Origin of the sequence: Nitratireductor sp. OM-1 (assembly GCF_003296175.1) — a bacterium.
Taxonomy (GTDB): domain Bacteria; phylum Pseudomonadota; class Alphaproteobacteria; order Rhizobiales; family Rhizobiaceae; genus Nitratireductor; species Nitratireductor aquimarinus.
Window position 1 is genome coordinate 1,380,655 of record NZ_CP029208.1, and the last position, 12,033, is coordinate 1,392,687.

A 12,033-nucleotide genomic window follows, 5' to 3' on the forward strand; every position below is an offset into this window, starting at 1 on the left:
TCGCCCGCACATGGCAAGGGCCATGTGGTTTTCCGGAAACTATATGTTCGGACAACAAAAAAGCCGGTCGAAACCGGCTTTTCAAGTTCCACGAAATTAAATTTTCGTTAGTTGGCGGTTGCTTCGCCTTCGGTCTCGTCGGCCGAAGCTTCCTCGCCCGTGGCCGGGTCGTCGCTGACGCCTGCGGGAAGCGAAGCATCTTCGTCTTCCACGGTCAGGTCCGTGCGCTCATCCGGCGAAAGCGGCTCTTCGAAAGAAGCCTCGTCCTCGGGCTCCGGATCGGGCAGGGCAACCGGGGTCGCAGCGTTCTCACGCAGATAGGCGATCAGGTTGGCGCGGTCCTCGATCTTCTTCAGACCGGCGAAAGCCATCGCCGTGCCGGAGACGAAACCCTTCGGGTTGGTCAGGAAGTGGTCGAGATTCTCGTAGGTCCAGGTCACGGTGCCGCCCTGAGAGAATTCTTCCATGGCCGCCGAGTAGCCAAAGCCTTCGTGGCCGGCGATCGGGCGGTCGACGATTTCCCAGAGGTTCGGGCCGACCTTGTTGGCGCCACCGTCATCAACGGTGTGACAGGCCTGGCAGCGCTTGAAGATGTTCTCGCCCTTGGCGACATCGGCAGAGGCGAGCAGCGGCGCGATGGATTCCGGTTCGGCCGGTTCTGCAGGCGCGCCCGATCCGTCGTCCTCAGCAACCTCGATCGCGTAGCCCGGTGTGGCAGGCGGCGGCGAAGCGAAGATCGCATCCGAGAGAAGGCTGACCGAGAAGACCACGAAAACGGCGGCAAGCAGCGCGCCGAGGATTTTGTTGAGTTCGAAAGAGTTCATACGCCCTGAGGCTCCCTATTCCGGACGCTCGCGGCGGCGTGAAGATCCAAACTTCCGCGCCGGTGTCCCCCGCGTTCGACCGATGCCGGTAAAATCGCGCGGAAACTAGGGCTTTTGCTCCGCGCATGCAACACATATAAGGCACTTCCCTGTGAGACTTTTTGCCACTTTATCATTTCAAAAGAGTTCGCGCCCCAATGTCCAGCCTCATCATAATCCCCGCGCGCATGGCGTCTACCCGTCTTCCGGGCAAGCCTCTGGCCGATATTGCGGGGCGTCCGATGATCGTGCACGTGGCCGAACGGGCGCGTGAAAGCGGCATTGGCCGGGTGGCGGTCGCCACCGACACGCAGGAAGTGGCCGATGCGGTGGAGAAGGCCGGTTTCGATGCGGTGATGACCCGTTCCGACCATGAATCCGGCTCTGACCGCATTTTTGAGGCGCTGGGCAAGCTCGATCCGCAGGGCACGTGCGAACGCGTCATCAACCTGCAGGGCGATCTGCCGACCATCGCGCCGGAAGATATCCGCGCTGTTGCCGGTCCGCTGGATGATCCCGGGATCGACATCGCGACGCTTGGCGTCGAGATCACCGATGAGGCGGAAAAGACCAATCCGAATGTTGTGAAGATCGTTGGCGCGCCGCTCCCGGCAGACGCCAGCCGGCTTCGCGCACTCTATTTTACGCGCGCCACCGCGCCATGGGGCGAAGGGCCGCTCTACCATCATGTGGGCATCTATGCGTATCGTCGCGCCGCACTCGAGCGCTTCGTTTCGCTTCCGCCTTCGGTGCTGGAGCGGCGCGAACGCCTTGAGCAGTTGCGCGCACTCGAGGCCGGCATGCGCATCGATGCGCAGATCGTGGCCTCGGTGCCGCTTGGCGTGGACACGCCCGAAGACCTGGAAAAAGCCAGGACCAGACTTTTAGCAGAAACGGACATGTGAAGATGGCAGCCAAGACCAACAAGATCGCCTTCCAGGGCGAACCCGGTGCAAATTCAGACACGGCCTGCCGCAACATGTTTCCGGACATGGAGCCGCTGCCCTGTCCCACATTCGAGGACTGCTTCAACGCGGTCGAAACGGGCGCTGCCGATCTGGCGATGATCCCGATCGAGAACACGATTGCCGGCCGCGTTGCCGATATTCACCACCTCCTGCCGCGCTCCAAGCTGCACATTGTCGGCGAATATTTCCTGCCGATCCATTTTCAGCTCATGGTTCTTCCGGGCGTGAAAACGGAGGAGATCAAGACGGTCTACAGCCACATCCACGCGCTGGGGCAGTGTCGCGAGATAATCCGCAACAAGCGCTGGAAGGGCATGGTTGCCGGCGATACGGCGGGCGCTGCACGCCTTGTGGCCGAGATGGGCGAGCGCTCCAACGCTGCGCTGGCGCCGCTTCTGGCGGCCGATCTCTATGGTCTCGACATCGCCATGGAGAATGTCGAGGACACGGACAACAACGTCACCCGTTTTGTCGTGCTCTCCAAGGAGCAGAAATGGGCCGCGCGTTCCTCGCCTGACCAGACCATGGTCACCACGTTCGTGTTCCGTGTGCGCAACGTGCCGGCAGCGCTCTACAAGGCGATGGGCGGTTTCGCCACCAATGGCGTCAACATGACCAAGCTGGAGAGCTATCAGCTCGGCGGCAAGTTCTTCTCGACGCTGTTCTACGCAGACGTTCAGGGCCATCCGGACGACCGCAATGTGGCGCTGGCGCTGGAAGAGCTTGGCTTCTTCTCACGCGAAGTGCGCATTCTGGGCGTCTATGAAGGGCACCCGTTCCGCGCCATGCAGAGCGAAGACGAGGACTAGCAATTCCAGGAAAAGCGGAAGCGCTCTAGCTCTCCGTCGCGAGCGCCCAGTCGCGGATGAGCGTGTTGGCGATCGCGCCTTTCGGGGGCACACGGTAGCCCCCGGGATGCGCGCCTTCGAGCATCTGGCGCACTTCGGCGCGCGAAAACCAGCGGCATTCCTCCAGCTCGTTCTCGTCCATGGCGATCTCCTCGCTCATGGCTTCGCCGTAGCAGCCGATCATCAGCGAATAGGGAAACGGCCAGGGCTGGCTGGCGTGATAGGCGACCGTGCCGACTTCGATGTTTGATTCCTCGCGTGTTTCGCGGCGCACGGCGGCTTCTATGGTCTCGCCCGGCTCCACGAAGCCGGCAAGGCACGACACGACCCCCGGAGCGAAATGGGGGCTGCGGCCCATGAGGCAGCGCTCGCCGCGGACCGCCAGCATGATCACCACCGGGTCGGTGCGCGGAAAGTGGTCGCGTCCGCAGGCCGGGCAGTGCCGCTTGTAGCCGCCGTCGCGCATTTCGCTCTCGCTGCCGCAGCGCCCGCAAAAACGGTGATTGGCGTGCCACGCCAAAAGCGATGCGCCCTGCGCCATCGCGCCGAGCGCATCGGCGTCCAGCAGTCCCTGCATGTAGATCGAGCGATAGTCGATGGCCTTGAGGTGGCCGGGCAATGTCTCGGGGTCCGCCGTCGCCGGCACGGCCAGAACCGGCACGCTTTCCTGATGCCCCAGAAGCACCGCGCGCTCCAGATCGGGTGCACAGGCCGCCCGATCCGCCGGCGATAGATACGGGTCGAATGCGTCTTCCCCAGCGACCCGCAGGAAAAGCCGTCCCTCGCCAAAAAGCATCACGCGCGCCCGTTCGTCCCTGAGCGCCTTCAGCGCATCATCGTCGGTGCGCGCCTCGGATTGCCGGTCGATGCTGTTTCCGGAAAAGGCGACGCGCTGGCTGGCTTCGTCGCGCCGTTCGTCGAAAAATGGGAAGGTCATGGAAGAGGGAAGTCCGTTTTCAGGAAAAGGTCAGAGTTTGCCGCGAATCGTTTCGGCGAGCTGATGCAGGTCTTCGCGGCGATAGGGCTCACGCACACCATGGCCCCAGATGGGGCCGGGCCAGCCGGGGTCGCCTTCATTGCGGGCAACCACATGGATGTGCAGTTGCCGGACGACATTGCCGAGGGCGGCGGTGTTGATCTTGGTGCAGCCCGTCATGTCCTTGAGCGCCTGGGCGACGAGATTGGTCTCGAAGCTCACCATGGCCTGATCGAGCGGGGTCAGCTCGTGAATCTCTTCCGCGCCGGGGCGCTGCGGAATCAGCATGAGCCAGGGCCAGCGACGGTCGTCGCAAAGGCGCAGCTCGCAAAGGCCGAGCCATGTAACGTGAAGGCTTTCAGCCTCCAGCCGTGGATTGAGCTCGAAACCCTGCTTGGCGTCCGGCAGCATCGCTTTTCCTCATGATGACAATCAAGGCTAGGGTCAGGACCTACTAATATGACCGCAATGGTCGGCCTGATTTGTGCGGATACGCGAAGCAAGGCCGCAGGAAGACTTCACGTCTTTCAAGGACTTGCGACAAAGTAGCCGTGCAAATCAGGCCGATCCGAAGGACGCTCGATAGGCCGGCGATCTGCTGCGTCAAACCCCTTGACCGGGGGAAGACCCCGCTCTGCGGACTTTTCCTGGCATCTCTTGGTCTATCGAACGCCATTGCGGCCATATTAGTAGGTCCTGACCCTAGAGTATTTTGCGGTCGGGCGAAATCACCTCATACCGCATAATTGCGCATATCAGGCAGTTCGCCGTTTCGGTTAACCCGTAGGCCGGCCCGGATGCGGGCGCGGCGGTTGCGGGCAATCGGCCGGTCATCGACAGGAAAGCGAAACTCCTCCCTTGCATTTGGCTTCACAATTTCCGATATGGGGGCCGGGAGGTTGGTGGTGGACGAGCCACTCGCCAACCGGGTCAGGTCCGGAAGGAAGCAGCCCTAACGAGCCAGGCACGGGTCGCCGTGCCAGCCTCCCACCTTCTTCTTGCTTTTCTAAGCCGCATTCACCGGAATCCAGCCTTGCCGTCCAGATTGTCCATTGACGCACAACCTCGTCCAAGGGGACACTGGAAGCGTCAGGGCAAAACACGGAGCGCGACAGGGCAATGACCGACGCCGGCACGAACGCAAGCGACAAGGCCGGCAGCGCCTACAGGGTTCTGGCCCGCAAGTACCGTCCAAGCGATTTCACGGGACTGATCGGCCAGGAGCCGATGGTCCGCACGCTCACCAATGCATTTGGCGCGGGGCGCATCGCGCAGGCGTGGATGCTGACCGGCGTGCGCGGTGTGGGCAAGACCACGACGGCGCGCATTCTGGCGCGTGCGCTCAACTACAAGACAGACACCATCGATGCGCCAACGGTCGATCTGACCGTTGAGGGCGTGCATTGCCGCGCCATTCTCGAAGGCCGCCACGTCGACGTGGTCGAGATGGACGCGGCCTCGCACACCGGCATCGATGATATTCGCGACATCATCGATCAGGTGCGCTACGCGCCGGTCTCCGCGCGCTACAAGGTCTTCATCATCGATGAGGTTCACATGCTCTCCAATCAGGCCTTCAACGGCCTGTTGAAGACGCTTGAGGAGCCGCCGCCGCATGTGAAGTTCATCTTCGCGACGACGGAAATCCGCAAGGTTCCGATCACCATCCTGTCGCGCTGCCAGCGCTTTGATCTGCGCCGCATCGATGCAGCCATGATCAAGGCAGACCTCGCCCGCATCGGCGGGCTGGAGGGCGTGGAGGCGGAAGACGAGGCGCTGGCGATGATCGCGCGCGCGTCCGAAGGCTCGATGCGTGACGCCCAGTCGATCTTCGATCAGGCGATTGCCCATTCCTCCGGCCAGGTCACGGCGGAAACCGTGCGTGACATGCTGGGACTGGCGGATCGCAGCCGCATCATCGGCCTGTTCGAAAACCTGATGAAGGGCGATGTCGCCGCCGCGTTGGCCGAGTTCCGCGCGCAATACGATGTCGGCGCAGACCCGGCGACCGTGCTGAACGATCTCGCCGAATTCAATCATCTGGTCACGCGGCTGCGCTTCGTGCCCGAGGCGGCTGAAGACGCCTCGTTGTCGGAAGACGAGCGCGCCCGCGGCCTCGAATTTTCCAAAACGCTGTCCGTGCGTGTTCTCTCGCGCGCCTGGCAGATGCTGCTCAAGGGCATTCAGGAAGTGCAGTCTTCCGGCCGGCCGGTGGCCGCCGGCGAGATGGTGCTGATCCGCATCGCCCACGCAGCCAATCTGCCGACGCTCGATGAAGCGATGAAGCGGCTCGACGACATGCCTGCCGGCAATGGTCAGGGCCAGCCCTCCGGCCATGGCGCGCCTGCGCCTTCGGGCAATGGTGCTGGTGGGGGCGCTGGTGGGGGCGCTGGCGGCGGCGGCGCAATGGGTTCGGCGGTCGCCGCGCAGCATGTTTCCGTGTCCGGCGGTGGCGGCGGCCAGACCATGCGTCTCGTCCAGTCCGCGCCCGAAAGCGCGCCTGCGCCCATGCAGCAGCAGGCCGTGCATGAAGAGGCCGAGGCGGATGCCGTGCCGCTGCGCTCGCTTGAAGACATTGCAAAGCTGGCCGACGCCAATCGCGACATGGCGTTCAAGGTTCGCTTCAAGAGCTATGTGCGCCTCGTCTCGATCGAGCCCGGCCGGCTTGAGGTCAATCTCGCCGCCGATGCGCCCAAAACGCTGATGGGCGACCTGACCAACCGGCTCAAGGAGTGGACCGGGCGGCGCTGGATCGTCATGCTTTCCAGCGAGGCCGGCGGCCCCACGCTTTCCGAGGTGGAAGAGGGGCGGCGCGAGAGCGCCATGGCCGACGCGAAGGCGGACCCCGCCGTCGCAGCCATTCTGGACAAGTTTCCCGGCTCTAAGATCATCGATATCCGCATCCCCGACGCGACCGACCCGGATGCGATCGACGATGCATCCGGTCCCGTCGAGGCGGTCGATCTGGATGATGATGACGACGACGATTTCTGAATGAATTGGAGACCAAAATGCGCGATCTGATGGGCCTTATGGGCAAGGCCAAGGAGATGCAGGCCAAGTTTCAGGCCATGCAGGAAGAAATGGCCCAGATGGAAGTCCAGGGCCAGGCTGCCGGCGGCTCCGTCACGGTAACGCTTAGCGGCAAGTCCGAGATGAAGGCGCTCAAGATCGACCCGTCGCTCTTCAAGGAAGACGATGTGGAGATCCTCGAGGACCTGATTCTGGCGGCGCACAACGATGCGAAGACCAAGCTCGAAGCCACCATGCAGGAAAAGACCCAGGAAATGACGGCTGGCCTGCCCATTCCTCCGGGCATGAAGCTGCCTTTCTAGGCATCGCCCCGAAAATCGGGATTGATTTTCGGAAAGCACGATGCGTGGATTCAATAGGTTAGAGCGTCCTTTGTGCGTCCGAATGGACGCACGGCGCTCCAGGACAGGAGAACGGGCGTTGATCCGCAATCGGATCAGCCCCTCAATGGTATCCTTGCATGTCAAAATCCATCGCCGGGCCTGAAATCGAGCGTCTTATCCAGCTTCTGGCGCGTGTGCCGGGGCTCGGGCCGCGCTCGGCCCGGCGTGCGGCGCTGCATCTGATCAAGAAAAAGGATCAGCTCTTCGCGCCGCTCACTGCCGCCATGTCGGATGCGCTGGACAAAGTCCGCATCTGCTCCACCTGCGGCAATGTCGATACGCACGATCCCTGCACCATCTGCACCGATCCGCGCCGCGATGGCAGCACCATCATCGTTGTCGAGGATGTGTCGGATCTCTGGGCGCTTGAGCGCGCCGGCGCGATGAGCGCACGCTATCACGTGCTTGGCGGCACGCTGTCGCCGCTCGATGGCGTCGGGCCGGGCGATCTCAATATTGCGGGGCTCGTCAGCCGGGTTTCCGAAGGCGGGGTGTCCGAGCTCATTCTTGCCGTCAATGCGACGGTCGAGGGGCAGACCACCGCCCATTACATCACCGATCAGGTGGCAGGGATGGAAATCAAGGTCACGCGCCTTGCCCACGGCGTGCCGGTGGGTGGCGAACTCGACTATCTCGACGAGGGAACGCTGTCGGCAGCGCTCAAATCGCGCACCAGTTTCTAGGGATGGGACCGAAAAGCGGAAACACTCTGGCTGAATGACGGCTTCCTTCTCCCCGCAAGCGGGGAGAAGGTCCCGGCAGGGGGATGAGGGGCTGACGCCGTGCGTGAAAATCTAGCCGCATTGTGGGTTCGCAGAACTTTGCGCTCGCCCCTCATCCTCACCTTCTCTCTGCGTGCGGGGAGAAGGGGGCCCTCTAAGTCGGCGCCCGGAATTGCACCAGACCAATGAATGAGAGCGTTTTCACGATTCAACGAGAAGTGGACGCGATCTAGCCAGCGCGGCGGTTGTGCCGCTACCATGCTATCAGACGATCAAACGCCCATTGCGGCGACGGGAGAGACGCCTTGATGTTCCAGCGCATGATCCGCCTTCTTGTCATTCTGAGCGTTTTGCTTGCCGCGGGCGCGGCTGCGGCGCAGTCCGTTGAGGCGCAGTTCCGCAACTGGCTCGCCAGCGATCTGTGGCCGGAGGCGCAGCGCCGGGGCATTTCGGCCAACACATTCAACGCCGCCTTCGCGAATGTGTCGCCCAATCTGAAACTGCCGGACCTCGTTTTGCCGGGCGAGAGCAAACCGCGCAGCGACAGGCAGCATCAGGCGGAGTTCCGTGCGCCATCGGCCTATTTCAAGCATATCGGGGGCGTCGTCTCCGGCGGGCGCGCGCGGGCTGGAAAGCTCAATGGCGTGCTGTCGGCCATCGAAAAGCGCTATGGCGTTCCGCGCGGCGTCGTGCTCGCCGTCTGGGGGCGGGAATCCGGCTTTGGCGGGGCAAAAATCCCTTATGACGCATTCGAGGTTCTCGGCACCAAGGCCTTTCTCGCCACCCGCAAGGCGATGTTCCGCGAAGAGGTTCTGGCAGCGCTCGAAATGGTGGAGCGTCGCGGCGTCTCGCCCCGCGCCATGCGCTCATCCTGGGCCGGCGCCATGGGCCAGCCGCAGTTCATGCCCACTTCCTACCTGAAATATGCCGTCGATGGCGATGGCAATGGCAGCGCCGACATCTGGAATTCGCAGGCCGACACGCTTGCCTCCATCGCCAATTACCTGGCGCAGCATGGCTGGGTGCGCGGGCGCGACTGGGGCTTTGAAGTGACTGTTCCGCAGGGCGTTTCCTGCGCGCTCGAGGGCCCGGATCGCGGCAAGAGCATTGCAGACTGGCAGGCGCTCGGCGTTCGCCGGGTTGGCGGCAAGGCGTTTCCCGGGCATGAGCTGCGCGGCAAGGGCTATCTGATGATGCCTGCCGGCCGCTTTGGTCCGGCCTTCATCGTCACGCCCAATTTCTACCGCCTCAAGGACTACAACGAGAGCGACCTCTACGCGCTTTTCGTGGGCCATGCGGGCGACCGCATCATGTATGGCAACAATGAATTCGCCACCTCGTGGGGCCGTGTCGGCGGCTTCAATCGCAGCGATGTGGCGGGCATGCAGCGCGGGCTTGAAAGGCTTGGCTACGATGTCGGCGGGGCCGATGGTCTGGTCGGCTTCAAGACGCGCCGCTCCATCGGCGAGTGGCAGCAGAAAAACGGGGTCTCTCCGACCTGCTTCCCCGAAAGCCAGACCGTGCGCCGCCTGCAATAGCAGTAGAGCCGTCTTCGGCTGCGGGCCGGAAGCATAGCATCTCTCGATACACTGGTGACTTCTTCAAAATCGTCTAATCTGCGCATGGGGATTGCGCCGGGAGCCGGCGTCAATATTTGAAAGAGAGAGGGTCTCGCGGTGTCTGTTGCAAAAATTCTGTCCCGTGTCGGCGCGCTTGCGGGCGCAGCCGTCATTCTGACGAGCTGTACGGTGGTTGTTGAAGAGGGGCCGAACCGTCCGCGTCCACCGCGTCCGGATCGCCCGCAGGTCTGCACGATGGAATTCCAGCCGGTCTGTGCGCGGCGGGGTGATCGTCAGCGCACCTTTGCCAATGCCTGCACGGCGCGCGCCGCCGGCTATCGCATCGTTCGGCCGGGCGAGTGCCGGGCCCAGTCCGACCGGCCCGGGCGTCCGCAGATCTGCACCCGCGAATACCGCCCGGTATGCGCACGCAAGAACGGCCAGCGCCGCACCTTCGGCAATGCCTGCTCGGCACAGGCCGCCGGCTACCGGATCGTTCGTCCCGGCCAGTGCTGATCTGACGGAGCGTTCAGCCGCGCCGCTTTCCCAGAAAGGCTGCCGGCACAGAAATCAGCACAGAAATCAGCACTGAAAAACGCAGGCGCGGGTGAGGCGGGCAGCTTCACCCGCGTTTTCTTTTGTGCGGGCCTTGGCCCGCGCCGGTGCTTCCGGCATTTCCGCTCAGGTTTCATGCGCAAATGGCAGGCTGGCATAACGAAGCATCGCATGACTGGCCTGCCCTGCCTGGGTTAGGCTCCGGACCAACCAAACTGAGATAAGCGGGGGTATTCCACCAATGGCGCTAACCGAAACGGGCAGCATGCATTTCAAAAACTACATTGCCGGCGAATGGATTGACGGCGACAGCCAGGTCGAGAACATCAATCCGTCGGACACGCGCGATGTGGTGGGCCTGGCGGCGCGCTCCGGCGCTGCGGATCTCGACCGCGCCATCGACGCCGCACATGATGCCGCGCCAGGCTGGGGGCGTTCCACGCCGCAGCAGCGCTTCGACATTCTGGATGCTGTCGGCAATGAGATCATCGCCCGCAAGGACGAGCTCGGCCACCTGCTTTCGCGTGAGGAAGGCAAGATCCTGCCGGAAGGCATTGGCGAGGTTGTGCGCGCCGGTCAGGTGTTCAAGTTCTTTGCCGGCGAAGCCCTTCGACTGCCGGGTGAACGCCTCGATTCCATCCGTCCGGGCGTCGAGGTGGACATGCGCCGCGAGCCGATGGGCGTGATCGGTCTCATCACCCCGTGGAACTTCCCCATCGCCATTCCCGCCTGGAAGATCGCGCCCGCGCTTGCCTATGGCAACACGATCGTGCTCAAGCCGGCCGAGCTGGTGCCGGGTTCGGCATGGGCGCTGGCGGAGATCCTGTCCCGCGCCGGTCTGCCGGAAGGCGTGTTCAACATGGTTGCCGGTCGCGGTTCCGAGCTTGGCCCGCGCATGATCGAGAACCCCAAGGTTCGCGCCATCTCCTTCACCGGTTCCGTGCCCACCGGCCGTGGCATCGCCGCTGCCTGCGGACAGCATCTCAAGAAGGTGCAGCTCGAAATGGGCGGCAAGAACCCGCTGGTGGTTCTCGACGATGCCGATCTGGATGTGGCGGTCGCGGCCGCGCTCAATGGCGCATTCTTCTCCACCGGCCAGCGCTGCACCGCTTCCAGCCGTCTTGTCGTGGCCGATGGCATTCACGACCGGTTCGTCTCCGCGCTCACCGACAAGCTCAAGGCGCTTGTGGTTGGTGATGCGCTCGACCCCAGGACCCAGATGGGGCCGGTGGTCGATGAGAAGCAGCTTGAGCAGGATCTCTCCTATGTGGAGATCGCCGGCCAGGAAGGCGGCAGGCTTGCCTTTGGCGGCGAGCGCCTGACGCTCGACAAGCCCGGCTTCTACATGGCGCCGGCGCTCTTCACCGACACCCGCAACGATATGCGCATCAACCGTGAAGAGGTCTTCGGCCCGGTCGCCAGCGTCGTCCGCGTGAAGGATTACGAGGAAGCGCTGCACGTCGCCAATGACACCAGCTTCGGCCTTTCCTCGGGCATCTGCACGACCTCGCTGAAATATGCGAGCGACTTCAAGCAGAAGTCCCAGGCTGGCATGGTCATGGTCAATCTGCCGACCGCCGGCGTCGACTATAATGCGCCGTTCGGCGGCACCAAGGGCTCGAGCTTCGGCTCGCGTGAGCAGGGGCGTTATGCTGTCGAGTTCTACACCACGGTGAAGACCGCCTACACGCAGCCCTGATCGTCAGGACGCTGACAGAATACCGATGTCGCCATCTTTGGTGGCGGCATCCCCGGCGCGGCGTCCGTATCGCTTTTTCGATCATGCTGTCACGTCCCAAAGACACCAAATTCCCGGTGTTTTGGGCGGTGTTTACAATTTTAGGAAAAGTTTACCCTGTTGCCTGAATGTGGCTGAAGCGCCTCATTTCTCGGAACAAATCCACAACTCGGGATTTTATCTCACGAGTGCGATTTGCAACATCGAGCAAGGACAATGACGCAACAGGACAAACGACAGGAGCGCCGGAGCGACGCATATCGCGCTGACACTGCGCGCAGTGTCAGGCAGCGTCTTGGTCAGCCCGAAAACACGCGGTTTCTGAACAAATTGCCGCATTTCTCGCTGGATTCGGAAATTCCGGACGAATTTCAGGATCTTTTGGGAA

The 12,033-nt window shown here is 62.8% G+C and carries 11 protein-coding genes and 1 other RNA gene; 9 read left to right on the forward strand and 3 right to left on the reverse strand.

Annotated features, from left to right (window positions below):
- Positions 1–107 precede the first annotated feature (107 nt).
- Positions 108–824: a cytochrome c family protein gene (locus tag DEJ54_RS06560; RefSeq protein WP_113153858.1), complete on the reverse strand. Its 717-nt coding sequence runs from the start codon at positions 822–824 to the stop codon at positions 108–110.
- Between the two features lie 197 nt (positions 825–1,021).
- On the opposite strand from DEJ54_RS06560, the gene DEJ54_RS06565 reads away from it, so the two are divergent.
- Both DEJ54_RS06565 and DEJ54_RS06570 read left to right on the forward strand, forming a co-directional pair.
- On the forward strand, positions 1,022–1,768 hold the full coding sequence (locus DEJ54_RS06565) for a 3-deoxy-manno-octulosonate cytidylyltransferase (protein WP_113153859.1): 747 nt from the start codon (positions 1,022–1,024) through the stop codon (positions 1,766–1,768).
- 2 nt (positions 1,769–1,770) lie between these two features.
- On the forward strand, positions 1,771–2,640 hold the full coding sequence (locus DEJ54_RS06570; RefSeq protein WP_113153860.1) for a prephenate dehydratase: 870 nt from the start codon (positions 1,771–1,773) through the stop codon (positions 2,638–2,640).
- Positions 2,641–2,665: 25 nt separating this feature from the next.
- On the opposite strand, the gene nudC is transcribed toward DEJ54_RS06570, so the two are convergent.
- Both nudC and DEJ54_RS06580 read right to left on the reverse strand, forming a co-directional pair.
- A complete protein-coding gene (gene nudC / locus DEJ54_RS06575; RefSeq protein WP_113153861.1) occupies positions 2,666–3,616 on the reverse strand; it encodes an NAD(+) diphosphatase in 951 nt (316 codons plus the stop codon).
- Between the two features lie 30 nt (positions 3,617–3,646).
- A complete protein-coding gene (locus DEJ54_RS06580; RefSeq protein WP_113153862.1) occupies positions 3,647–4,066 on the reverse strand; it encodes an HIT family protein in 420 nt (139 codons plus the stop codon).
- A 483-nt stretch (positions 4,067–4,549) separates the two neighbouring features.
- Between DEJ54_RS06580 and ffs the strand changes: the two genes are divergently transcribed.
- The 7 genes from ffs (at position 4,550) to DEJ54_RS06615 (ending at position 11,606) form a co-directional block, all read left to right on the forward strand.
- Positions 4,550–4,646, forward strand: an RNA gene (ffs, locus tag DEJ54_RS06585) — signal recognition particle sRNA small type.
- A 128-nt stretch (positions 4,647–4,774) separates the two neighbouring features.
- Positions 4,775–6,649, forward strand: a complete 1,875-nt coding sequence (locus tag DEJ54_RS06590; protein ID WP_113153863.1) for a DNA polymerase III subunit gamma/tau — start codon at positions 4,775–4,777, stop codon at positions 6,647–6,649.
- Between the two features lie 17 nt (positions 6,650–6,666).
- The gene (locus DEJ54_RS06595) at positions 6,667–6,990 is read left to right on the forward strand and encodes a YbaB/EbfC family nucleoid-associated protein (RefSeq protein ID WP_113153864.1); all 324 of its coding nucleotides are present in this window, start codon (positions 6,667–6,669) and stop codon (positions 6,988–6,990) included.
- A 158-nt stretch (positions 6,991–7,148) separates the two neighbouring features.
- Positions 7,149–7,754: a recombination mediator RecR gene (gene recR, locus DEJ54_RS06600; RefSeq protein WP_113153865.1), complete on the forward strand. Its 606-nt coding sequence runs from the start codon at positions 7,149–7,151 to the stop codon at positions 7,752–7,754.
- A 347-nt stretch (positions 7,755–8,101) separates the two neighbouring features.
- A complete protein-coding gene (locus DEJ54_RS06605) occupies positions 8,102–9,331 on the forward strand; it encodes a lytic murein transglycosylase (RefSeq protein WP_113153866.1) in 1,230 nt (409 codons plus the stop codon).
- A gap of 138 nt (positions 9,332–9,469) precedes the next feature.
- Positions 9,470–9,868, forward strand: a complete 399-nt coding sequence (locus DEJ54_RS06610; protein ID WP_113153867.1) for a Kazal-type serine protease inhibitor domain-containing protein — start codon at positions 9,470–9,472, stop codon at positions 9,866–9,868.
- Positions 9,869–10,148: 280 nt separating this feature from the next.
- Positions 10,149–11,606 carry an aldehyde dehydrogenase family protein gene (locus DEJ54_RS06615; RefSeq protein ID WP_204360860.1) on the forward strand — a complete coding sequence of 486 codons (1,458 nt, stop codon included), beginning with the start codon at positions 10,149–10,151 and terminating at the stop codon, positions 11,604–11,606.
- Positions 11,607–12,033 lie beyond the last annotated feature (427 nt).